At 58.2% G+C, this 23,846-nt stretch carries 22 protein-coding genes; 9 read left to right on the forward strand and 13 right to left on the reverse strand.

Annotated features, from left to right (window positions below; translation table 11 throughout):
* Positions 1–82: 82 nt before the first annotated feature.
* Positions 83–694, reverse strand: coding sequence for an FMN-dependent NADH-azoreductase (locus tag GHO42_RS06555; protein ID WP_095000158.1), 612 nt, complete (start codon positions 692–694; stop codon positions 83–85).
* Between the two features lie 126 nt (positions 695–820).
* On the opposite strand from GHO42_RS06555, the gene GHO42_RS06560 reads away from it, so the two are divergent.
* On the forward strand, positions 821–1,729 hold the full coding sequence (locus GHO42_RS06560; RefSeq protein WP_095000157.1) for a LysR substrate-binding domain-containing protein: 909 nt from the start codon (positions 821–823) through the stop codon (positions 1,727–1,729).
* Positions 1,730–1,734: 5 nt separating this feature from the next.
* Positions 1,735–2,079 (forward strand): MmcQ/YjbR family DNA-binding protein, encoded by a 345-nt coding sequence (locus GHO42_RS06565; protein ID WP_153326073.1) that lies wholly within the window; start codon positions 1,735–1,737, stop codon positions 2,077–2,079.
* Here GHO42_RS06565 and GHO42_RS06570 read toward each other — a convergent pair.
* The gene (locus GHO42_RS06570; RefSeq protein ID WP_095000156.1) at positions 2,068–2,484 is read right to left on the reverse strand and encodes a DUF1294 domain-containing protein; all 417 of its coding nucleotides are present in this window, start codon (positions 2,482–2,484) and stop codon (positions 2,068–2,070) included. The two genes, GHO42_RS06565 and GHO42_RS06570, sit on opposite strands and share 12 nt — an antisense overlap.
* A complete protein-coding gene (locus GHO42_RS06575; RefSeq protein ID WP_095000155.1) occupies positions 2,481–3,311 on the reverse strand; it encodes an undecaprenyl-diphosphate phosphatase in 831 nt (276 codons plus the stop codon). The genes GHO42_RS06570 and GHO42_RS06575 overlap by 4 nt, the downstream gene beginning before the upstream one ends.
* A 296-nt stretch (positions 3,312–3,607) precedes the next feature.
* On the opposite strand from GHO42_RS06575, the gene GHO42_RS06580 reads away from it, so the two are divergent.
* Positions 3,608–5,242, forward strand: a complete 1,635-nt coding sequence (locus tag GHO42_RS06580; protein ID WP_095000154.1) for a methyl-accepting chemotaxis protein — start codon at positions 3,608–3,610, stop codon at positions 5,240–5,242.
* Positions 5,243–5,304: 62 nt separating this feature from the next.
* Here GHO42_RS06580 and GHO42_RS06585 read toward each other — a convergent pair whose 3' ends face one another.
* The 6 genes from GHO42_RS06585 to GHO42_RS06610 form a co-directional block, all read right to left on the reverse strand.
* The gene (locus tag GHO42_RS06585) at positions 5,305–7,155 is read right to left on the reverse strand and encodes a polyurethanase (protein WP_153326071.1); all 1,851 of its coding nucleotides are present in this window, start codon (positions 7,153–7,155) and stop codon (positions 5,305–5,307) included.
* 25 nt (positions 7,156–7,180) lie between these two features.
* Positions 7,181–8,536 carry a TolC family outer membrane protein gene (locus GHO42_RS06590; RefSeq protein ID WP_150628323.1) on the reverse strand — a complete coding sequence of 452 codons (1,356 nt, stop codon included), beginning with the start codon at positions 8,534–8,536 and terminating at the stop codon, positions 7,181–7,183.
* A 13-nt stretch (positions 8,537–8,549) separates the two neighbouring features.
* The gene (locus GHO42_RS06595) at positions 8,550–9,860 is read right to left on the reverse strand and encodes an HlyD family type I secretion periplasmic adaptor subunit (protein ID WP_232527583.1); all 1,311 of its coding nucleotides are present in this window, start codon (positions 9,858–9,860) and stop codon (positions 8,550–8,552) included.
* Between the two features lie 17 nt (positions 9,861–9,877).
* On the reverse strand, positions 9,878–11,620 hold the full coding sequence (locus GHO42_RS06600) for a type I secretion system permease/ATPase (RefSeq protein ID WP_153325954.1): 1,743 nt from the start codon (positions 11,618–11,620) through the stop codon (positions 9,878–9,880).
* A 121-nt stretch (positions 11,621–11,741) separates the two neighbouring features.
* Entirely contained in the window at positions 11,742–12,053 is a 312-nt protein-coding gene (locus GHO42_RS06605) for an AprI/Inh family metalloprotease inhibitor (protein WP_178114902.1), read from the reverse strand.
* A gap of 135 nt (positions 12,054–12,188) precedes the next feature.
* The gene (locus tag GHO42_RS06610) at positions 12,189–13,631 is read right to left on the reverse strand and encodes a serralysin family metalloprotease (protein ID WP_095038912.1); all 1,443 of its coding nucleotides are present in this window, start codon (positions 13,629–13,631) and stop codon (positions 12,189–12,191) included.
* A gap of 658 nt (positions 13,632–14,289) precedes the next feature.
* Between GHO42_RS06610 and GHO42_RS06615 the strand changes: the two genes are divergently transcribed.
* The 5 genes from GHO42_RS06615 to GHO42_RS06635 all read left to right on the forward strand — a co-directional run bounded on the left by GHO42_RS06615 (position 14,290) and on the right by GHO42_RS06635 (position 19,487).
* A complete protein-coding gene (locus tag GHO42_RS06615; RefSeq protein WP_178126926.1) occupies positions 14,290–15,318 on the forward strand; it encodes a LacI family DNA-binding transcriptional regulator in 1,029 nt (342 codons plus the stop codon).
* 83 nt (positions 15,319–15,401) lie between these two features.
* Positions 15,402–16,184 carry a sugar phosphate isomerase/epimerase gene (locus GHO42_RS06620; protein ID WP_095000149.1) on the forward strand — a complete coding sequence of 261 codons (783 nt, stop codon included), beginning with the start codon at positions 15,402–15,404 and terminating at the stop codon, positions 16,182–16,184.
* Entirely contained in the window at positions 16,177–17,148 is a 972-nt protein-coding gene (locus GHO42_RS06625; RefSeq protein WP_095000148.1) for a sugar kinase, read from the forward strand. Before GHO42_RS06620 ends, GHO42_RS06625 begins: the two co-directional genes overlap by 8 nt.
* Positions 17,149–17,196: 48 nt before the next feature.
* Positions 17,197–18,492 carry an MFS transporter gene (locus tag GHO42_RS06630; RefSeq protein WP_095018532.1) on the forward strand — a complete coding sequence of 432 codons (1,296 nt, stop codon included), beginning with the start codon at positions 17,197–17,199 and terminating at the stop codon, positions 18,490–18,492.
* Positions 18,493–18,512: 20 nt separating this feature from the next.
* Positions 18,513–19,487 carry a D-glycerate dehydrogenase gene (locus tag GHO42_RS06635; protein WP_095038919.1) on the forward strand — a complete coding sequence of 325 codons (975 nt, stop codon included), beginning with the start codon at positions 18,513–18,515 and terminating at the stop codon, positions 19,485–19,487.
* Here the strand turns inward: GHO42_RS06635 and GHO42_RS06640 are convergent, their stop codons facing one another.
* From GHO42_RS06640 to GHO42_RS06655, 4 genes are read right to left on the reverse strand one after another with little or no spacing between them, the layout of a single operon-like run.
* Positions 19,488–20,567, reverse strand: coding sequence for a polyamine ABC transporter substrate-binding protein (locus GHO42_RS06640; protein ID WP_153325952.1), 1,080 nt, complete (start codon positions 20,565–20,567; stop codon positions 19,488–19,490).
* A 54-nt stretch (positions 20,568–20,621) separates the two neighbouring features.
* On the reverse strand, positions 20,622–20,963 hold the full coding sequence (locus GHO42_RS06645) for a cupin domain-containing protein (protein ID WP_095000145.1): 342 nt from the start codon (positions 20,961–20,963) through the stop codon (positions 20,622–20,624).
* Between the two features lie 31 nt (positions 20,964–20,994).
* A complete protein-coding gene (locus tag GHO42_RS06650; protein ID WP_153325951.1) occupies positions 20,995–22,401 on the reverse strand; it encodes an FAD-binding oxidoreductase in 1,407 nt (468 codons plus the stop codon).
* Between the two features lie 48 nt (positions 22,402–22,449).
* On the reverse strand, positions 22,450–23,268 hold the full coding sequence (locus tag GHO42_RS06655) for an AraC family transcriptional regulator (protein WP_153325950.1): 819 nt from the start codon (positions 23,266–23,268) through the stop codon (positions 22,450–22,452).
* Between the two features lie 241 nt (positions 23,269–23,509).
* Between GHO42_RS06655 and GHO42_RS06660 the strand changes: the two genes are divergently transcribed.
* Positions 23,510–23,788, forward strand: coding sequence for a DUF1652 domain-containing protein (locus tag GHO42_RS06660; RefSeq protein ID WP_176464278.1), 279 nt, complete (start codon positions 23,510–23,512; stop codon positions 23,786–23,788).
* Positions 23,789–23,846 lie beyond the last annotated feature (58 nt).

The raw sequence follows: 23,846 nt of genomic DNA on the forward strand, positions 1-23,846 counted from the left end.
GCCAGACGCAAAAAACTCCGTACCCCGATCCTTTTACAAAGACCAGAATACAGAGTTTAGACAGTGCTGCGCCTGAGATTGCTTACGCTGCGCTGAACAGATCCTGCTTGATATGCGCATGTGCATCGCTCATGGCTTTGCTGCGTACCTCGTCGCCATAGGCCAGGCCGTGGGCGCGGACAAATTCGACGTCGGTAATGCCCATGAAGCCCAGCATCACTTTCAAGTAATCTTCGTGAGCTACGCCGGTTTCCTGACCCGCATGCAGGCCACCGGAGGTCGATACCACTACTACTTTCTTGTTGCCGCACAGCCCTACAGGGCCGGCTTCGGTATAACGAAAGGTCTGGCCAGCAACTGCGATGCGGTCAATCCAGGCCTTGAGCTGGGTTGGAATGGTGAAATTGTACATCGGCGCTGCAATCACCACCGCGTCAGCCGCGAGAAACTGGGCCAGGGTGTCAGCACTCAACTGGGCTTCGTGTTTTTGTGCCGCATCACGCAGCTCGGCCGGAGTACCGGCAGCCACCAGGGTAGCGGCCGAGAAATGCTCAATGGCTTCAGCGGCCAGGTCGCGGTAGCTGACCTCTACTTGTGGATCAGCAGCCTGCCATGCCTTGACCACTTCGCTGCTCAACTGACGGGATGCCGAGTTGTCGCCCAGAATGCTCGAATCGATATGCAACAGTTTCATGGTGATCTCCAGATGATGACCGCCTCTGGGCGATCTCGATGGAGGGGATACTACCAATGAAAGCAATCGACGATAAGTTGGCCATTATGCGATAGTTCGTCCCACCTGCAGGACAGTGAGCACGCCATGCAAGACCTTAACGACCTTTACTATTTCGCCAAGGTGGTCGAATCCGGTGGCTTCGCTGCTGCCGGACGATTGCTGGGCATCCCCAAGTCACGCCTGTCACGGCGCGTGGCGGAACTTGAAGAGCGTCTGGGCGCCCGCTTGCTGCAGCGCACCACACGTCAGCTCAAGCTGACCGCTGTGGGCGAGCGTTATCTGCGCCATTGCCAGGCCATGTTGCTGGAAGCCGAAATGGCCGACGAAGCCGTTGCCAGCATGTCCAGTGAGCCACGCGGCCCCTTGCGTGTGTCGTGCCCCGTGGGGCTGGCCCATGAATTTATGCCCGGGGTGATCAGTTCCTTTCTGCAGGCCTATCCCCTGGTGCAGCTGGAGGTCAACCTGCTCAACCGTCGCGTCGATCTGGTCACCGACGGCATCGATGTGGCCTTGCGGGTGCGCGAAGAAGGCGATGAAGACCCGTCGCTGGTCACGCGGCGCCTGCGTCAGGCCCGCACCGTGATGGTAGCCACCCCCGAGTTTGCCCGTAATTGGCCGGTTGATAGCCCTGAAGACCTGAAAAAAATCCCGCTGCTGGGCGCGCTCGAGGCCGATCGCATGGTTCACTTGCGCATGCTCGACGAGCACGGCAAGGGTTGCAACCTGGTGCTTGAAGCACGCCTGGGGGTTGACGATTTTATCGTGCGCAAAGCTTGCACCTTGGCCGGCCTGGGTTTCACCGTGTTGCCCATGATGTATTGCGAGCAGGAGCTGCAAGACGGCCAGCTTGTTCAACTATTGCCCAAATGGACCCTGCCGGGTGGCTGGCTGCACGCAGTGTATCCCCACAGACGCGGGGTGATACCGGCCGTGCGGGCCTGGATCGACCACCTGGTTGAGTCATTCGAAAGCTGTGGAGACAAACTGCTATGACCGCAATGACCAAACAGGATGTAGCCAAATTCTGCCGAAACCTGCCGGGCGCTCAGGAAGCAGTGAAATGGGGTGGGGTCGAGGTTTTTTTTATCGACGACAGCAAGATGTTTGCCCTGTTCAACCTCAACAGCAACGGGCTTTCGTTCAAGGTCGAGAAAGAACTGTTTCTGGGCTACATCGATCGGCCGGGTATACGCCCGTCGCCTTATCTGGCGCGAGCGTACTGGATCAATATGCAAGCACCTTATCCGATGGGCGCTGAAGAACTGCAGGACCTGTTGCGCCGTTCCCACCAACTGGTGGTGGGAAAACTGGCGAAAAAACGTCAGATCGGTTTACTGCTGTAACCGCAACAACTGGAGAAACGACCTGTTCAGGAACAGGACGTCGATCCATACCACCTGATGCACAGCCACAATCAACCAGAACAACAGCTGATAAGACAATTTGCGGGTTTTGTGGCGAAACATTTGTTGCGCCACCAGTGCCCCTGGCCAACCGCCCAGCAGCTCAACCCCGTGCAAGACTTTCTCCGGCGTGCGCCACTGGCCAGCCGCGGCCTGTTGCTTGTCGTAGCGGTACAGGCCGAACGCCAGCAGGCTGGCCACTGCATAGGCCAGCAACGGCAGCGGGCTGCCCCCGGTGAGCAACACGCTCACCGAGCCACCCATCGGCAAGGCGCACAGCACTAGCAATACCAGCAACTTGAGCTTCAAGCCACGCACCGGTGCGCCGTTATGCCCATTCCTCACGCTGCAGCTGCCGTCCAGTCAATCCAGCCGAACTGCCAGGTGGCCAGGATCAACAGGCCAAAACCAATACGATACCAGGCAAAAGCGGCATAGCTGTGATTGGAAATAAACTTCAGCAAGGCGCGTACTGCGATCATGGCGAAGATAAACGAGGTGACAAAACCGATCGCGAAGACCGGCAGGTCGTCAGGCTGGAACAGATGACGGTACTTGTAGCCGGAGTAAACCGCAGCACCGACCATGGTCGGCATGGCCAGGAAGAATGAGAACTCGGTGGCCGCCTTGCGCGACAGACCAAACAGCAGGCCGCCGATAATGGTCGAACCCGAGCGCGAAGTGCCGGGAATCATCGCCAGACACTGGGCAAAGCCGATTTTAACTGCGTCTTTCCAGGTCATGTCGTCCACGGTTTCGGCGCGAATCACATGCTGGCGGCGCTCGGCCCACAGCATGATCACACCGCCAATCACCAGGGCCGTGGCCACGGTAATCGGGTTGAACAGGTACTCGTGGATCACATCGGCAAAAATCACCCCCAGCACCACCGCCGGCATCACCGCGATAATCAGGTTGGTGGTGAAACGACGTGCCTCGGGCTTGGTGGGCAAACCAACGACAACATCGATGATCTTGCGGCGAAACTCCCAGACCACAGCCAAAATCGCACCCAGCTGGATGATGATGTTGAATGCCATCGCCCGCTCGCCGCCAAAGTTGAGCAAGTCGGCCACAATAATCTGGTGGCCCGTACTCGAGATCGGCAAAAACTCCGTCAAGCCTTCAACGACGCCCAAAATCAACGCCTGAGCGGCAGTCCAAAGATCCATTATTCCCCCATAAAGCCCTGCCTCATGCAGAGCTGATTAGTCTTGATTAAGGTGTTGCAGCCACGGCTCCGGAGCAGGACAAAAGTGCGACATGCGCCCCGACGCGCTGTGAAAAAACTGTCAGAAATCAATAAAGATGAAGCTTTGCCAATTTCGGCCGAGATCCTATCAGACACGTTCCACTTTCGCTGCTATGACATGAGCTCGGTCTCGTCTGACAGGCAAGTCTGACAGGCAAGTCTGAAAAAAGTTGTTCTGTGAATCACCACAAGAAGAAAAACCAGGAGTGAGCCTTTATGAATACCCTGCGCGGGTTATCCATCAGCCGACGTTTATGGCTTATCTTGATTGTGGCCATGGCCATGCTGCTGGCGTTGGGATTGCTGATGCTAAAACAGATACATGACGATTTGTATGAAGGTAAAGCCCAGAAAACCCGGCACGTGGTACAAGCGGCCAGCGGGGTACTCAACTATTACCAGGGCCTGGAAGCTGCCGGCAGCTTGAGCCGTGAAGCCGCGCAACAGCAGGCGCTGACCGTGATCAGCCAGCTGCGCTATGACCACGATGACTATTTCTGGATCAATGACCTGCGCCCTTATATGGTCATGCACCCCACCAACCCCAAACTCGATGGCAAAGACCTGTCGGCCATTAAGGACCCGGACGGCTTTGCGATTTTCAACGAGATGGCCAGCCTGGCCAAAAGCAAAGGTTCGGGCATGGTGGACTACCGCTGGCCAAAACCGGGCGCCGAAGCGCCTGTGCAAAAAACCTCTTATGTACAACTGTTCGAGCCGTGGGGCTGGGTAATAGGCTCGGGCGTGTATATCGACGACATGCAGGCCGAGTTCCGCGCTCAAGCCTGGAAAGCCAGTTGGGCTGGCCTTGGCATCGCGTTGATCATGGCGCTGCTGGTGACCCTGATTGCTCGCAGCATCGTGCGACCGCTGCAAGAGGCCGTGCAGGCCATGGCCAATATCGCCAGTGGTGAAAGCGACCTGACCCGAAGCCTGGATACCCACGGCCGTGATGAGGTCACTTTACTGGCCCATCATTTCAATGCCTTTACCGCCAAGCTGCGCAATGTGATCAGCCATTTGCAGGCCACTGCCACGGCACTCGACCAGTCCTCCACGGAACTGGGCAGTGACGCCAGCGCCGCGCAACAACGCAGCCAACAGCAAGCCCTGCAAATGGATCAGGTGGCCACGGCGATCAACGAAGTCACCTATGCCGTGCAAGATGTGGCGAAAAACGCCGAGCACGCGGCCAGCGAAATGCGCGGTGCGCAGTCACAAGCCGAGCTTGGACAGCAGAATATCGATACCAGCCTGGAACAGATCGGCCAGCTGTCTGCCACCATCCATCAGGCCGTCGAGGTGATCCGCACCCTGGCCACGCAAAGCAGCGAAATTGGCAGCGTGCTTGAAGTGATCCGCTCGATTGCCGAGCAAACCAACCTGCTGGCCCTCAACGCTGCGATCGAAGCAGCCCGCGCCGGTGAGCAGGGTCGGGGTTTTGCGGTGGTGGCGGACGAGGTTCGACTACTGGCCCAGCGCACGCAAAAATCCACGGCCGAAATCCAGACCATGATCGAAGGCCTGCAAAAACACTCGGAAGCCGCCGTCAACGTGATCGGCAGCAGCAGTCGCGCCTCCCAGCTGACCATCGAACAGGCCACCCAGGCCGGGCAGAGCCTGACCAGCATCGGCCAGGCCCTGAGCAACCTCAACGACCTCAATGCCTCGATAGCCAGCGCCACCCTGCAACAGGCCCATGTCGTGGAAGACATCAACCTGAATGTGACCCAGGCCGCCGAACTGTCCCAAGGCACCGCCCTGGCGGCAGAGCAATCAAGCGCTGCCAGTGCCCACCTCAAGGAGCTCAGCGTGCAGCTCAATGGGCTGTTACGTCAGTTTAAGGTTTAGAGGCAACTGCAAGCGGCAAGTGACAAGCAGCACGCTTGAAGCTTGCCCCTTGCAACTCGCGGTCAGGCGATGACAATGTCCGTGCTCGCCAGGGAGGCCAGCCCTACACCCACCAGGGTCACCGAGTCGCTGCCAAAGCTGAGCACGGTGTCATGCCCCGTCGCGCTGGCATGGGCCCGGTAGTCCGCGTTGTAGCCACCATCCACCCCCAGGAATACCAACTTGTCACTGGGCTGGTAGCCCAGCAGTGTGTCGTTGCCAAAATGGCCGCTGAACACAAAGGTGTTATTACCGCCTGCCGACTCCAGCAGGTCATTGCCTGCGCCGCCAACAAACACCGTATTGCCGTGCAAACCGATCAAGTGATCGTTGCCGCCCTGCCCCAGCAGCCAGTCACCCTGCTCAACGGCCGTGAGGGTACTGTCCGCAGCCCCTGCCTTGACCGAGTGAGTGTAATCACTGCGGTCTTTGCCGGCCCACAGCCCCTGATCATCAACTCGATGGCTGACTTCGCGGTGGGTCAGGCCCAGCCAGGCGGGCTCTTCGGTTATCAGGAAACTGATATCACGGGCAATAGTGATCCCGCCGTGGCTATCGCGCACATACAAGGCGCCCTGCCCGTCATTGACCACATCCACGCGGCTCAACGATTGTTGCAAGTCCAGCGTATTGACGCCTTTGCCACCCAGAATGATGTTGTAGCCGCCACTGTCACGGAAGGTGTCATTGCCGTCGCGACCTTCCAGGAAGTCATTGCCGCGCCCCCCTTGAATCAAGTCATTACCGTCGCTGCCTATGATAAAGGTGCTGCCCTTGTGCGGTTCGGCGTTGCGATTGAGGTCCTGGACCCAGGTGTTTTCCCGTGCCGGACTGGACAAGTTGGCGACCACAATGGTCGAGTCCTTTTCGGTCAGGTCATAAAACGCCGAGTCGAAAATCCGCGTCATGCCGCTTTCATAGCCACTGGGCAAGTGGGTGATCCAGGTCGAAATATTGGCAATCGAAAAGGGCATCAGATTCCACGCCGTGGACGCGTAGTGATCATTGAAACTGACAATATTGTTGGTGGCGGATGGCTGATGCGCGTCATGCACGCCCAGCGACGACAGATTGAAATCCGAACCATTGAGGGCACGGAACACCGGGTCGTTCTCGTAGCCGATATTGAGCACGTTGTCGGTGCTTTCGCTCTGGGTGGGTGAAGCAAAGGCTATGTACTTTGAGTCGCGATAAAACCCCGCCCAATGATCGCCACTCAGGTCTGCCAGGCTGTTGACGGCCAGGCCGCCAAGGCTGTGGCCACTGACCAGTACGTCGCTGCCGCTCAACCCTTGCGCGCCGGCAAAGGTCGCCACTTTGCCCAGGAGCATGTCAAACGCGTTGGCGCTGTAGTTTTTAGCGTAATCGGCAGGCCCGATCGCTGCCAGCAAATCGCTGATGGCATCGCCGATGGAATCGCTAATCAGCGACTCACGCGGTCCGCTGGTGCCGCGAAAACCGATACCGATGGAAGTCAGTTGGCCATCGGCTGCGTACTTGCCGAGGATCTCCACCTGGGCAGTGCCGTAGCCGGCTTTTTCACCAAAAAAAGTCCCGCGCTGATCGACTTTGCCTGTGTAGCCCAACTGTTCTGCACTGATAGGGGTCCACCCGGCTTTTTCGACCGCCTCGCGGGCAAGCTTTTCCGAATCGGGGTTCCAGGGAATCCCCGGCACTACCCCTTGGGCATCGGTACCGCCGAGCAAGGCCTTGACCAGTGTGGCAGGCAGCCCGGTGCCAAGGCCATGTTGCTGGTAACCCACGGCAAAGCCGTTGTCCAGGTTGTGATAGCTGTACAGCATGATTGCCATCGCATCCTTGAACTGTGTTGCCGATACGCTGGAACCCACATCCTTGTAGTCAAACACTGCCATGGTTTTTCTCTCTTCGTTGATCAAATCAATATGCTTGCCCCGGCGCGATAAACGCTTCATCGACCCGTGCCAGGTCCTGCGCGCCCAGGGTGCCTGCGTAAAAATGCAGCTTGGTCCAGGCCAGCAGATAGTCGTAACGGGTTTGCGCAAGGTCACGCCGCGTGCTGTACAGCTGCTGCTCGGCGTTTAGCGCATCGAGGTTGACCCGCTCCCCGCCCAGAATGCTCTGACGGGTCGATACGACCAGCGCCTCGGCTGAAATCAGCGCTTTTTGATAAGCCCGTAGTTTGCTCACGCCCGACTGGCAGGCATTGAACTGGCGTCGCAGTTCGATAAGGGTTTCACGGGTTTTGCCTTCCAGCTCGTACTCCACTTGGGCCAGATTGCTGCTGGCTTGACGCACCGAGGCCGACACCCCGCCCCCTGCATACAGCGGCACACTGATCTCAATGCCGATGGTGTTGGTGTCGTAGCGCTGGTTGTAGGTGTTGCCACTGTCGGATTCCATCTTTCGCACGCTGGCATAGGCATTGAGTTTGGGCAGATGCCCTGCCCGGTTGCGTTCAACTTCGTACCTTGCCACTTCCAGCGCCTCACGCTGCGACGCCAGTAACGGATTACTCTCCAGTGCCATTTCATGCCAGCTCGAGAAACTCCCCGGTTCCAGCGGCAATGAGCTGAAACTGCGGGTCAATGGCGTCAGCTCATCGATATCCAGGGTGGCCACGCCAATCAACGCGCCCAGCTCGCGCAAGGCCGCATCCTGTTCGTCATGGGCCTGGATTTCCTCGGCAGTGGCCAGCTCGTAACGCGACTCGGCTTCAAGAATGTCGGTGCGGGTGCCCTCGCCCTGGCGAAACATGTGCTCGTTTTGCCGAAACTGCTGCTCATAGGCTTTTTTCTTGGCCCGGGCATTGTCGATCTGGTCTTGCGCAAACAACGCCTGGGTGTAATGGGTCAGCACCCGCACCAGCAGTTCCTGACTTTTGCTGCGAAATGTCTCATCGGCAAACAGCGACTGGGCCACGCCTTTACGGTAATTGGCGTACGCCTCGTAATCGATCAATGGCTGCTGCAAGGTCAAGGTCGAGCCATAACTGTTGTAGTTGCGGTCGTCGTGGGTATTGCCACGCTCATTCAAATAGGTGGCCTGGGAGTTATTGCGGCCTTTGTTGTAGTTGTACGAGAGTTTGGGCAGCAGCCCGGCACGACCAATATTACGACTCTCCAGGCCCGCGTCCCGCGCCTTGATGGCGGCGAGGAACTCGGGATCATTGCGCAAGGCCTGTTCATATACCTGAAACGGCCCCAGCGCCTGTGCGCTGGCTGCGAGGCCTGCCCACAGCGCGAGGCCCAGGCCCAACATCGAAACTGTTTTCATAAATTGCAGCATCCTAGCGCTCAGTCAACGCAGACCCTGCGCGATCCAGCAGCGGTTTAAACAGGTAATTGAGCAGCGAACGCTCGCCCGTGCGTACAAACATCTCGGCCGGCATGCCAGGTTTAATCACCAACCCGTTGAGTTTCTCCAGCGCCTGATCACTCACCGAACTGCGCAGCACGTAGTACGGCATGCCGGTTTTTTCATCGAGCAACTGGTCGGCGGAAACCAGGTTGACCTGCCCCGACACACGCGGTGTGCTGCTTTGATTGAATGCCGTAAACAGAATATCCACTGGCAACTGGCTGCCCACCCTGTCCACCAGATGCACCGGCAGGCGTCCCTCGACCTCAAGGCGGGTGCCCTGCGGCACGATCTCCAGCAGGGTTTCGCCCGCCCGCACCACCGCGCCTTCGGTATGCACGCTGAGGTTGACTGCGATGCCATCAGCTGGCGCAGAGATTTCACTGTGCTGCAGGTCAAACCCGGCCGAAGTCAGTTGCTGCTCCAGGGTCAGGGTTTTGAGCTGGGCATCGGCCAGTTGGCTACGCACTTCCTTCTGATATTCATCGATGTGCTGCGCCAGTTTGAGCCGCGACTCCAAAATACCCTGCTCGATACGCCCGCTTTCACCGGCGTTCTGCGCCAGATCCTGCTGCACCTGTGACAGCTGCCGCTCGTATTCCATCAGGCGATTGCGCGGGATATACCCTTTTTCAGCCAGGGGGCGCAGGTTGCTCAACTGCTGGCGCAGGGAGTCGGCCTGCGCTATTTGATCGCTGCGCGCACGACGCATACCGTCCAGTTGCCGGGTTGCGCCTTCGACACTGGCCTTGAGCCCGGCCTGTTCACGGGCAAAGGCTTCGCGCCGGCTACTGAACAACTGCTGCTGCCCCTCCAGTACCAGGGCCAGCCGAGGGTCAGGGTCCAGACTCAATTCCGGCGGAAAACTCACCCGTGCCAGGTTGTCACGCTCGCTTTGCCAGCGCGCCTGGCTGGCCCAGGCCATGCGGTACTGCGCGCGCAAGGATTGCACGTCAGCTTCAACCTGGGTCTGGTCCAGTCGAAACAATACCTCGCCCTGACGTACTGTCTGGCCCTCGCGCACCAGAATCTGGCTCATCACTCCGGCACCCAACGACTGCACTGCCTTGCGCTTGCCCGAGACCACCACCGTACCCTGTACCGGTATGCCTTCGTCCAGCGGTGCAAGGCTGGCCCAGAGAAAAAAGCTGCCCGCTCCGACCAGGGTCAGCACCCAGCCTGCCCGCACGTAAAATCCCGCCCCGCGCTCGCGCACGGGCGGTTGATTGTGGTCATTCATCAATCCAGCGTCCTTGCTCATGCTTCAGCACTCTGACGGTTGATACTTGCCGCCTGCGGCGCGGCGTGTTGCTGCTGGGCCCCGGACAAGGCTTTGAGCACCTCGGCACTTGGCCCGAACACCTGGCAGCGACCTTCATTGAGTACCAGCAGTTTGTCGGCCTGGGCCAGCGACGCCGAACGGTGCGTCACCAGCACCACGGTGCAGCCCTGCGCCTTGAGGTGAGCAATGGCCCGGGTCAGGGCTGCGTCACCGACGGCATCGAGGTTGGAGTTGGGTTCATCCAGCACCACCAGCCGCGGATTGCCATACAAGGCACGCGCCAGAGCGACCCGCTGCTTTTGCCCGCCCGACAGGCCGCTGCCCTCGTCACCCAGAACCGTGTCGTAACCTTGCGCCAAACGCAAAATCATCTCGTGAACCCCGGCCTGCTGCGCCGCAGCGACCACCTGCTGGGGATCTGCTTCACGAAAGCGGGCGATATTCTCGGCAATGCTGCCGCTGAACAGCTCGATATCCTGGGGCAGGTAGCCGATATGTGGGCCCAATTGATCGCGGTTCCACTGGTGAATGTCCGCGCCATCCAGGCGCACCGTGCCCGCCAGCGTCGACCAGACGCCTACCAGCACCCGCGCCAGGGTCGACTTGCCCGAACCCGACGCGCCCAGCACACCGAGCACCTCGCCTTCATTGAGGCTAAAGCTGACCTGATGCAAGGTGGGCAGGCGCTGTCCCGGCGGTGCCGCACTGACCTGTTCAAAGCGCACCTGACCCATGGGGGCTGGCAGCTGCATGTTGTCTTCACTGGGCGGATGCTCGCGCAACAGACTGTCCAGGCGTTGATAGGCCAACTTTGCCGAGCTCCATTGCTTCCAGACAGCGATCAACTGATCGATGGGGCTCAGCACACGGCCCATCAAAATCGAACCGGCAATCATCATGCCCGCGCTCATATCACCGTTGATCACCAGCAAGGCACCCAGGCCGAGCACCAGTGACTGCAGGCACAAGCGCAAGGTTTTACTCACCGAACCAATCACTGCACCGGTGTCACTGGCCTTGTTTTGCTCGGCCAGAAATCGCGAATGCAGGTTAAACCAGCGTTGGCGCAACACACCCAGCATGCCCATGGCCTGAATGGTCTCGGCATTGTGCAGGTGGCTGGTAGCCAATTGGCTGGATTGTTGGGAGTACAGGCTGGCCTGGCTCAGGGGCTTGCGCGTCATCACCTCATTGATGCACGCCAGGGCTATGAGCAGCAGTGCCCCAGACGTCGCCATAAGACCGAGCCAGGGACTGAACAGAAAGATCACGCACAAATAGACGGGAAACCACGGAGCATCAAAGAAGGCGAACAGCGCCGGACCGGTGACAAACTGGCGGATCAGGGTCAAATCCCCCAATGCCTGCCCGGCGTGGGCCTGGCCGCTGAACAGGTTGCGCTCGAACGCGGCGCGGTACACCTGTTGGTTGAACCTGCGCTCCAGCTGGCTGCCGATGCGGATCACAATAAAACTGCGGACCGTTTCAAGCATCCCGATAAAGATGAAAAAACCCACTACCATGAATGACAGCATGGCCAGCGTTGTTGTGTTCTGTGACGACAGTACCCGGTCATACACCTGGAGCATGTAAATCGATGGCACCAGCATCAATATATTGATCAGGGCAGTAAAGCAGCCCACGCTGACCAGAATGCTCTTATAGTCAGCCAGTGCATGTATCAACGGCGCAACGGTGCTGTTTTTCAATCGCCTCATGAATCGTCCTTGATCGATAAGTACGGCTTTCGCACATAAATAAAACTGACAGGCGCACTTGCGCCGCTCCTAACAGGGGGCGCCCAGCCTCGCGCGATTGAAGTTACAATTTCAGTACAACTTAATGATTGCCACGCACCATCACCAACACTGTTTCGGGTTTGATCTTCGCTTCATAGCGACCAGGCTCAATCCGGTTCATATGCACCAGTGCTGTTCCATCCTCGCCCATCAGAAACAGACCGTCCGGTGTCGGCGACCAACTTTTTGGCACTTCGCCCAACCATGTTTTCAAACACTTCACTTGCGCACTGAAGGTTTTATGTTCGGCAATCAACTGCACCTTGCAGGCTTCTTTTGCATCGCCCTGCAGGTAAAACGTCCAACTGCCCGCCAGTTGTGCGGGGCTCATCAACAGCAATGAATTGGCCATGGCGCTCTCTGTGGTAAAAGTCAGCAGTGCGGCGATACACCCCACTGCCCTGCATAAACGGTATGCCAAATGACTCATGATTTCAGGCTTCCTGGCAGAAGGCAGCGCTTGCGCGCTGCCCGTGTACCGGCAGGCTTAGACAACGATGTCGTAAGTTGCCACTTGGCCCACAGTGTTCACCAGGAAGTCGGCAACGGCATGACCGCTGAAATCGACCGCAAAGTGGCCCAGGTTGCTGGCCGTGTCATAGCTGACAATCGCTTCACCGGCACGGCCGGTAAAGGCCTCGACAAAGTTAAGCCCGGCCAGCTTGGTGATGGCCGATACATCAATTTTGTCGATACCGGACTGGAAGTCCATGATGATATCGGCTGCACCCGGCGCAGAGTCAGACACCGCGCCAAACACAAACACATCTGAACCCGTACCGCCCCACAAGGTATCAGCACCGCCGCCGCCATAGATAATGTCGTTGCCGGCGCCGCCCTTGAGCACATTGTCAGCGCTGTTGCCGATCAGCAGATCGTTGCCCGAACCGCCAATGGCGTTTTCCACGGTGACGCCCTGGGCAATCGACACGTTACCGGTCATGCCGCCAACATCGGAGAACGAGCCTGCAGTCAGGTTGATCTTCTGGTTCTGGCTAAAGCCGGAGAAGTCCAGGGTGTCGTTGCCGCCACCGTCCCACACCGAGAAAATCAGCTTGGAACTGGCAGACGTCGCGCTGTAGAAATCACGATCGGCGGTGGAGTTGAAGCCATAGACCGTATCGCCAGCGCGGGTTTCGAGGTTGGCGCCATAGAGTTTCTGCACCGCCGCAATATCATCCAGCAATGGCGCAGAGGCGTAAGCACCTTCGCCGCTGTTGGTGAAATGCTGGCCGGTGTTGCTTTCACTCCAGTAGCTCATAACGCTGTAGGCACGGGTGTCTTCGCCATACACCGCATCCCGGTAGGTCGGGTTGCCATTGCCGGCGTTGTAGTCACCCGGGTGCGACAGGCCCAGTGTATGGCCGATTTCATGGGTCAGGGTCTGGCGACCATAGTTGCCTTCACCCGGGGTCTTGTTGACCTCATAGTCCTTGTTGATCAAGTACCACGACTCACCCTTGCGCGAACTGCTGGGTAGATAGGCAAACGCCGCACCGCCGTTACTTGCACTGAAATTGGCAAAGGTCATGTGGCCATCACCGCCACGGACTGCAGCGCCTTCAGTGAAGGTCACCTTGGCCACATCGGCCCAGGATTCCAGCGACAGCTTGGCCTGCTCTTTCTGCAGCGAGGAAAACTGGCTGAAAGTGCCCAGGCCACGGGTCGCGTAACCCACCGGCGGTGCCGTGAGGAACGTGTAGGTAAGGTTGATCACACCGTCGCCGTTGAGGTCGTGCCAACTGGCGCCGGAACGCGTGAGCTGATCGGCGGCCTGGTCGGTAGTGAGCGAAGGTTTGCCATTGACCAGATGATCACCACGATCATAGAAATGGCTGAAGTTATCAATCTGAGTGAACGCAGAACTGCTGGCGCTTGCCGCTTGTACCTGGCCAACGGACAGTGCCGCTTTCTCTTTAAGTTTCGACATGTAAACATTTCCTTGTTTAGCAGTAGAAAGTTTATTGACAGACCACGACGACCCCTTGGCGAGATCGTCCTATCACTCGCCGTTTATGGCGGAGCAAAACTGACACAACCTGAAATATTTAGTCCAGTACTTTTTTACGGCTTATTTGCGCAAACGGCGCAAGTTCCCGGAAACATTGAATACTTGACCGGCAGTATTTTTTTATCCGCTATCGGCCACTAACTGACTGCCTGGTCTAATTATAAAAAGTTAAATTAAACGGCTTCCCGTTCGTCTCTAACCTGGGCTGAAAGCAGATTGATATAACACTCGTCATATAACTTTCTCACCACGGCAACTTCTCGATTTTTATATGTGCAACGTCGCTAACTGACAAGTTTGCGTCGCAACTAGCAAGTTGCCTGATCGTTGTAGTCGCTGAGGCGCGAAGCGCTCGTAAAACCGGCAATTTCGGTATGTCTGAGAGGTCGAGCGGCCTGGTTCTACGACTGCTGCGCAGCCGATCGCAGCCTCGCTTCGCGCCTCAGCGGCTACAGGTCCGGGTATCCCTAAAACCATTGTCACTTGACGTCATCAGGGTATTTGGGTTTCCATGAAACCGGTTTCAGCGCCCACCCGCGAAATCGCCTGCGATAACACCAATAAAAGGTTTCAGGCCGTGAACAGTTTTTCCGCAGCTCAACGCTCCCGCGTAACCATGCTCGATGTTGCCCAGCGCGCCGGCGTCTCCAAGGCCAGCGTGTCACGCTTTATCGGCGAAGACCGCGCCTTGCTCTCCGTAGCCATCGCCGAACGGATCGAGCGCGCCATCAATGACCTGGGCTATCGCCCAAATCAAATGGCCCGTGGCCTGAAACGCGGACGCACACGGCTGATCGGCATGCTGGTGGCCGATATCCGCAACCCCTACTCCATTGCCGTCATGCACGGCGTCGAAACCGCCTGCCGTCTGCACGGCTACAACCTGGTGGTGTGCAATACCGACCGTAATGACGAGCAAGAGCGCCAGCATCTGGCAGCGCTACGCTCCTACAATATCGAAGGATTGATCCTTAACACCCTTGGCCATGACCCTGACGCACTGCAAGAACTGCATCAGGAAATGCCCATCGTGCTGATCGACCGCAAAGTCGAGCAACTGCATACCGATCTGGTCGGCCTCGATAACGCTGACGCGGTGCGCATGGCTGTGGAGCATCTTGAGCAGCAGGGCTATCGCGATGTGCTGATGGTCAGTGAGCCGGTCGATGGCACCAGTTCGCGAATCGAGCGCATCGACAGTTTTACCCGCCAGTTGGCCGCGCGCCCTGCCCTGCACGGCGCCGTAGTAAAAACCGGTACAGGCCTTCGTGCTGCCATCCAGTCCTTCATGCAGGCACCCGGCCACGCCCCCAAGGCCATATTTTGTGCCAACGGCCTGGCTGCGCTGGCTTGTACCCAGGTGCTGCGCGACTTGAATTGCCGCTTGTTTGAAGACGTGGGCCTGATTGCCCTGGATGACCTGGAATGGTTCCCGCTGGTGGGTAACGGCATCACTGCCCTGGCCCAGCCTACGCAACAGATCGGTGCCAGCGCTTTTGACTGCCTGCTTAAACGCCTGGGCGGTGACAAATCTGCACCCCTGGCACTGGATTTTGCCCCTCAATTGATTGTTCGCGGCTCAACCCGATCACCCATGACTGCCTGACACTTTACCGGCTGACAACCTTGACCCGGTTACCGGCCGTTTGATGCACAACAAAATGAAACCGGTTTCAGAGAATAATGACAATGACTACATTTCCCGTTTCCATCAGTTTGTCGAGCTACGGTGCCGATCTGGTTCGCCAGCGCGGCCAGGCCAGCTTTATTGAAGTGTTGGCCAACGCCGGTGTGTCACGCATCGAACTGCGCGAAGAACTGCTGACCACAGAAGATCCGACCACATTCAGCCAAGCCGTGCAGGATAACGGGCTTGAATGCGTGTTCTCATCGCCACTGGAACTGTGGGAAGCCGGGCAGTCGCGGCCCAATACCCAACTGCTGGCCACCTTGCAGCGCGCCCACGCTTTCGGCGCCCAATGGCTGAAAGTGTCACTGGGCTATTTCACCGAACACTGTGACCTGCAAAACCTCGCTGCCCTGCTCAACCAGCAACCTGTACGCCTGCTGGTAGAAAACGACCAGACGTCCTACGGCGGGCGCATTGAGCCCATGCAGCGTTTTTTCGATCAGGTTGAACAACAGCAAGCGCCAATCAGCATGACCTTCGATATCGGCAACTGGCACTGGCAGGATCAGTCGGCCAGTACCGCAGCCCGCCTGCTGGGCCGCTACGTCACCTATCTGCACTGCAAAGGCGTGAGCCGTCGCCCGGACGGCAAACTGGTCGCCACACCGCCAACCGACACCGACCTGCAGCACTGGCAGCACCTGATGACCCATATGCCCCACGGTCTGACCCGGGCCATCGAATATCCGCTGCAGGGCTCGGATCTGGACGGCTTGACCCAGGAACACGTCGCCGTACTGGCGCGCTTGAGCCAAAAACAACAGGAGTTGAGCCATGTCTAAGGTCGATGTGCTGTCGTTTGGCGAAACCATGGCCATGCTGGTGGCTGAAGAAACTGGCGATCTGGCCCTGGTCGAACGGTTCCACAAACGCATCGCCGGGGCGGACAGCAACGTGGCCATTGGCCTTGCGCGACTGGGCTTCAATGTCGCCTGGTTGAGCCGAGTGGGCGCGGACTCCCTAGGGCGCTTTGTACGCCATGCACTGCAAGCCGAAGGGCTGAACTGCCAGTACGTGACCACTGATACGCAACATCCCACGGGCTTTCAGTTCAAATCCCGCGTTGACGACGGCAGCGACCCACAGGTGGAGTACTTCCGCCGGGGCTCGGCCGCCAGCCATATGGACCGCTCCGTGCTCAACCCGCAGTTGCTCGGCGCCCGCCACCTGCACGCCACCGGCATACCGCCTGCGCTGTCGGCCAGCTGCAATGAACTGTCCTTTGAGCTGATGAAGTCGATGCGCGCAGCAGGTAACAGCGTGTCGTTCGATCCGAATCTGCGCCCATCGTTGTGGGCCAGCGAACAACAGATGATTCGCGACATCAATGCGCTTGCTGCCCACGCCGACTGGGTACTGCCGGGCTTGAGTGAGGGCCGGCTACTGACAGGTTTTGAAGACCCGTCCGATATCGCCGCCTTCTATCTCGATCAGGGTGCTGAAGCCGTGATTATCAAGCTGGGGGCCAAAGGCGCGTTTTATCGCACCGCCCAGGTTGAGCAGTTTGTCCCGGCTGTGCCGGTGGCCAACGTTATCGACACCGTGGGTGCCGGTGATGGCTTTGCCGTCGGGGTAGTCAGTGCCTTGCTGGAAAATCTCGGTTTTGCCGAGGCCGTACAGCGCGGCAACTGGATTGGCAGTCGCGCCGTACAGAGCCGCGGCGATATGGAAGGCCTGCCCACCCGCGACGAATTGAACCACTACAACGCGCTGCACGCGCCTCTTGAAACACCGCTATCTGCTTGACCTGTCACCTGCTGCGAAAAAACAAAAACAAGCTCAGGAGCACCCTCTATGCAATCCCTAAAACTCGCCGCCCGTCGTTGGTGGTACATCATGCCGATCGTGTTTATCACCTACAGCCTGGCGTACCTTGACCGTGCCAACTACGGTTTCGCAGCTGCCTCAGGAATGGCCGAAGACCTGAACATCACCCCCGGGCTGTCGTCGTTGCTGGGCGCGCTGTTCTTTCTTGGCTATTTCTTCTTCCAGGTACCCGGGGCGATCTACGCCCAGAGAAACAGTGTGAAAAAGCTGATTTTTGTCAGCCTGATCCTCTGGGGCAGCCTGGCCACATTGACCGGCGTGGTGTCCAACGCCTACTGGCTGATTGTTATACGTTTTACCCTCGGAGTGGTTGAAGCCGCCGTAATGCCGGCCATGCTGGTGTACCTGTGCCACTGGTTCACCCGTGCCGAACGCTCGCGGGCCAACACCTTCCTGATCCTGGGCAACCCGGTGACCATGTTGTGGATGTCAGTGGTATCGGGTTATCTGGTGCAGCATTACAGCTGGCGCTGGATGTTTATCGTCGAAGGTCTGCCTGCAGTGCTTTGGGCCTTTATCTGGTGGCGCCTGGCCGATGACCGTCCAAGCGAAGCCAAATGGCTGAGCAATCAGGAGAAACAAGACCTGCAAAGCGCACTGGATGCCGAGCAAGTGGGCCTCAAGCCGGTGAAAAACTACGCTGCAGCGTTCCGTACGCCCGCCGTTATCCTGCTGGCCTTGCAGTTTTTCTGCTGGAGCATCGGCGTCTACGGCTTTGTCCTGTGGCTGCCTTCGATTCTCAAGCAAGGCGCGCAGATGGACATGATCGAAGCTGGCTGGCTCTCGGCCCTGCCCTATCTGGCAGCCGTGATTGCGATGCTGGTGGTGTCCTGGGGCTCGGACAAAATGCAAAAGCGCAAACGCTTCGTCTGGCCACCGCTGCTGATCGCGTCTGTGGCGTTCTACGCTTCCTACATGCTGGGCGCTGAACACTTTTGGTGGTCCTACGCGCTCCTGGTCATTGCCGGGGGCTGCATGTACGCCCCTTATGGTCCGTTTTTCGCCATCATTCCGGAAATCCTGCCCTCCAACGTGGCCGGTGGTGCCATGGCGCTGATCAACAGCATGGGCGCACTGGGTTCGTTTGCCGGTTCGTACCTGGTGGGTTACCTGAACAGCTCCACCGGCTCGACGGGCGCATCGTTTCTGTTGATGAGTGGCGCGCTGATGATTTCGGTACTGCTGACCCTCATGCTCAAACCCGCTGCCAAAGACCCTGCTGCGCCGCAACACAGCACCTCGCAACGTCTGGCCCACTCTTGAATTCAATGTCGGTGAATCCCTTGAAAAAGAATGTAGTGCTCTACAAAGAACTGTCCCCGGAACTGATGCAGCGCCTGCAAGCCCAGGCCGATGTCACGCTGATCAAGAAGCTTGACGCCGCAGGCATGGACCAACTGCGTGCCGCCCTGCCCCGGGCGCAAGGCATTCTGGGCGCAAGCCTGAAGCTGGATGCGCAACTGCTGGACCTGGCACCGAACCTTGAAGCAGTCGCCAGTGTGTCGGTGGGTGTCGACAACTACGACATCGACTATATGACCGAGCGCAAGATCCAGCTCACCAACACCCCTGACGTGCTCACCGAAACCACTGCAGACACCGGCTTTGCCCTGGTCCTGGCCAGCGCCCGGCGGGTGGTTGAACTGGCCAACATGGTGCGCAACGGCGAATGGCAGAAAAACGTCGGCCCCGAGCATTTCGGCACCGACGTTCACGGCAAGACCCTGGGTATTATCGGCATGGGCCGTATCGGCGAAGCCCTGGCCCAGCGCGGCCATTTTGGCTTCGGCATGCCGGTGATTTACCACAGCAACTCGCCCAAACCCGCAGTGGAGGCGCGTTTCAATGCGCAGTACCGCAGCCTCGACGAGCTGCTGCAAGAAGCCGACTTTATCTGCCTGACCTTGCCCCTGACCGCACAAACCGAGGGTTTGATCGGCGCCGAGCAATTTGCCCTGATGCGCCGCGAAAGCATTTTTATCAATATCTCCCGAGGCAAAGTGGTGGACGAAGCGGCGCTGATCAACGCCCTGCAACAAGGTCAGATCCGCGCTGCCGGGCTGGATGTGTTCGAGCGCGAACCGCTGGAACTGACCTCGCCCTTGCTGAAGCTGGATAACGTGGTGGCCACGCCACATATCGGTTCGGCCACCTTCGAAACCCGCGAGGCCATGGCCCGTTGCGCGGTCGAAAACCTGCTGGCGGCATTGGCCGGTGAACGCCCGGCCAATCTGGTCAACCCGCAAGCATTGCGCTAGTTACTTGCCGCTTTTGATATTGGTCCAGACACGCGTGCGTACCCGGTCAATATTCAGCGGCATGGCCTCCAGGGCAAACAGCTTGTCCATCATGGCGGGGGTTGGATAGACCTTGGTGTCAGCCTTGATTTCAGGGCTGACCAAGGCATCGGCCTGCTCGTTGCCATTGGCGTAGTGCACGTAGTTGGTGATCCCGGCCATTACATCCGGGCGCAGCAGGTAGTTCATAAAGCAGTAAGCAGCTTTTTCGTCAGGTGCATCGGCGGGCATGGCAACCATGTCAAACCAGATGGCGGCACCTTCCCTGGGAATCGAATAACCGATTTCGACGCCATTTCCGGCCTCTTTAGCGCGGGTTTCGGCCTGCAAGATATCGCCAGAGAAGCCTACGGCCACGCAAATATTGCCGTTGGCCAGGTCGCTGGTGTACTTCGATGAGTGAAAGTAGCTGATATAAGGTCGGACCTTGAGCAGCATCTCTTCAGCTTTCTTGTAGTCAGCCGGGTTTTTGCTGTGATGAGGCAACCCCAGGTAGTTGAGTGCCGCTGGCAAGATCTCCGGGCCATTATCCAGAATCGCCACGCCGCAGGATTTGAGTTTCTCCATATTCTCGGGCTTGAAGATCAGATCCCAGGAATCCACCGGCGCGTCATCCCCCAGCACGGCTTTTACTTTGGCGATGTTATAGCCAATGCCGGTGCTGCCCCACAGGTAAGGAAAACCATGTTCGTTGCCCGGATCGTTGACCTGCAGTGCCTTGAGCAGCACCGGGTTGAGATTCTTCCAGTTTGGCAACTGGCTCTTGTCGAGCTTCTTCAGCGCCTTGCCCTGGATCTGCCGCGCCATAAAGTGGTTGGACGGAAACACCACGTCATAACCGGATGAGCCCGTCATCAACTTGCCGTCCAGCGTTTCGTTGCTGTCAAACAGGTCATAGCTGAAAGCAATGCCGGTATCGCGCTGAAAGTTCTTCATCGTGTCGGGGGCAATGTAATCCGACCAGTTATAGACTTTTACGGTTTCACCGGCCTGACACAAGGTAGTGGCCAGCATCAGGGGCAACAGGCTTATACGGATCATGATTCGATTCCTTGCATGTTTTAGGCAGCTGTTTTTATAGGCAGGTTTCGGCGATCAAAGGATCAATACATAGGTCTTGCGCACGGTTTCCTGGATATCCCAGATACCGGTGCTGTTGGCAGGCAACATCAGTGCATCGCCCGCTTCTATGGTCAGGGTTTCACCGTTGTCCGGAGTAAAGGTGCAGCGGCCTTGAATGAAGTGGCAGAACTCCTGCTCCATGATCTGCCGGCGCCATCGGCCCGGGGTGCATTCCCAGATACCGGTTTCGACGCCGTCGTTACGCTCCACGCAGGTCACCGAGGTCACCGCCACCGGTGTACCGAGGGGCGCGGCCACGGGGAAAGACTCCTGCAACGTCACCTGGGCGGTGTTTTTGAACTGGGTAATGCTCATGGCGTGCTTCCTGTTGAACGCAAATGTCGGATTACTTCATAAAGCCTTCCATCACCCCGGCCAGGCGGCGGGCAAATTGCCGACGCCAAGGCGGGCTGTTGGGGTTGGCCAGGGTTTTGTCTTCGTACACAAAGCTGCGAATGATTGCGTTGTAGCCCAGCCAGCGGCACGGCTCTGGCTCCCAGCTCTTCAGCGCACCCAACCCGCCTTCGGTCAAGACCCAGGGCTGGCGGACTTCGAGGGTGTCGCGCTGCAGGATCAGGTCGGCCAGGGTGCGCCCGCCCAGATGGCTGGCCCCCACGCCCTCGCCACCGTAGCCGCCGGCCAGGGCAATGCCCTGCTGCCGATCACACAGCATGTGCGGCTGAAAACGTCGCGACATCCCCAGGTTGCCACCCCATGCATGGCTGATTTCAACGTTTTTCAGTTGCGGGAACAGTTCGCTGAATAAATAGCGACGCAGTTCGATTTCATCGCTGCTGAGGTCAAAGTTCTCACGCAGGCGCCCGCCAAACTGATATCCGCCCCGGGCACCAAATACCAGGCGGTTGTCGGCCGTGCGCTGGCCGTAAGTGACCTGACGGCTGCTCTCACTGAAGGCCTGGCCCTTGCACAGGCCAATCTCGTCCCACGTGGCTTGAGGCAATGGCTCTGTTGCCACGATCAGACTCTGTACCGGCAGTTGATAGCGGCCCAAAGGCGCCAGGGTGTTGGCATAACCTTCCACGGCAGGCACCACCCAGCGGCTGCGCACCTGCGCCCTGGCCGTGCGTAGGAACCCTGCCTGCCACTCGGATACCGGACTTTGTTCGTAGATCTGTACACCCATGCGCTCAACGGCGCGGGCCAAACCACGCACCAGTTTGGCCGGGTGAAGGGTGGCGATATGCGGTGTGAAAATCCCGCCATAAGGCCGGTTGATGCGGATCTGTTGCGCCAGCTCGGCCGGGGTGAGCCAGCGGTAGTCGGATTCGTTCAGGCCTTCGGCATACAGGCTGGCCAGATAACTGCGCAAGCTGGCCTCCTGCTCCGGGTAGCGCGCCGCGCAATACAAGGCGCCCCCTTTACGGTAATCGCAGTCGATACCCTCACGATCGATAACATTCTTCACTTCATCAGGAATACCGTGCAACAAGTCGAAGGATTCCCGACGCTGCTCCACAGACAGGCCTGCAAGCAAGCGGTCTTCGCCCAGCAGGTTGCCCATCAGCCAGCCGCCATTGCGCCCTGATGCACCAAAACCGGCCGTTTGCGCTTCAACAATGGCAATGCTCAGTTCAGGCGCATGGCGCTTGAGGTAGTACGCGGTCCACAGCCCGGTATATCCGGCGCCGATGATAGCCACATCGACATCCAGATCGTGCTCAAGGGACGGTCGGGGTGCGAGTTCCTCCCCAAGCTGGTCCATCCATAAACTGATTGAGCACCATGCTGGCATTGCCGACTCCACACCGATCCAGGAATGGCTCGATCCTAGTCGCAGGCATCAGGGCGCGTCTTGCCTGCGTGCCCGCAAAGAAATTTGTTTGGCATAAGCCTTGGGCGATTGCCCGGTGTGCTGGCGAAAACAGCTATAAAACGCCGAAATCGAGTTGAAGCCTGCCGAAAAGGCCAACTCATCAACCTTGACCGACGTCTCGGCGGCATCCATCGCAGCCAGTACATGGCGTAATCGTGCGTGATTGAGATAGCGGTAAAAGCTTTGCCCCAGCACCTGATTGAACAGATACGACAGCTGATTGCGTGTATAGCCACAGGCTTTGGCCACTTGTTGCAAGTCCAGCTCGGGGTCGAGCCAGGGTTGCTGTCGTTCGAAGTAGGTTTGCAGGTCACGGGCCATAAAGCCCAGCTGCCGCGCTGAAAGCCCCAGGCGGCTGACCGCGGGGCGTGTTGAGCCCTGCCGTGCCGGATTGACGGCTGACTCATGAACCAGCGAGGCGTACTCGTTGACGCGCCAGATCAAACCATCGCGCACGGTAATGGCTTCACTGGCACGAAATGACACCAACCCCTGGCTGCCGCGCAAGGTCATGCGGTACTGAATAAAGGCGGTATTGCCATCCAGGCGGATGCGATCACTGTGCTCAAGGGCCTCATCCGGCTCTCTGGGCATGGACGACTGCACATACTCGCGCAGTTCATTGAACACCATGACCCGATTCTGGAAGAAGTCGTTGTAGGTCACATCGGGGTGATACAACGCCATTACCCCGTCCAGATCCCGATGCTTCCAGCACAGGTGGTAACGCAGCACGGTTTCGCCGGTGGCGCGGGTATTTTCGGGACCGTCGTCTGGAGCTGGCATGGGGGGCTCGAAGGTAAAAAAACACAGAGTGCCGAGTTTGCCCATGGGCTTCAATGGGTACTGGCTGCGGATAAATAACCTAAGTGCATGATTCACATCAAAGTACGGGCAAACAACCGGGTTGCGGGAAAAATAAGGCTTAGCAGCAACTCTCCCGGGTGTTAGGTTTGATCACGAAATACTTGAAAACCTATGCGGTCAGAAACAACCGCCCCTTATCTTGAGCTAAAGGAATTGCTCTATGTACCCCATGGACAACATCAACAAAGTCACCTTCCCCAATGCCTGCCAACTGATGCGCTGGCATTTCCACCCGATGGGCTTCGAGGCAACCATGGACGCACCAGGCAGCATGGTCGCCCGCTTGTTTGACCGTGCCAGTGGTGAAACCGTGATTACCGTCGCCGGTATCCCCTGCTCGGCGGTCATGACCCCCGGTCAAGTGGGGCGCCTCATTCAATGCGTAGAAGACGAACTCGAGAGTTTTGTGCCGCCGCTGGCATGGCAGGCACAGGCCTGATTTTGCAGCGCCTGTAGATGCTCTGTGGCAGATCAGTACCCTCTCCGTGCGGGAGAGG

This window comes from Pseudomonas sp. FSL R10-0056, assembly GCF_009600105.1.
Classification (GTDB): Bacteria; Pseudomonadota; Gammaproteobacteria; order Pseudomonadales; family Pseudomonadaceae; genus Aquipseudomonas; species Aquipseudomonas bubulae.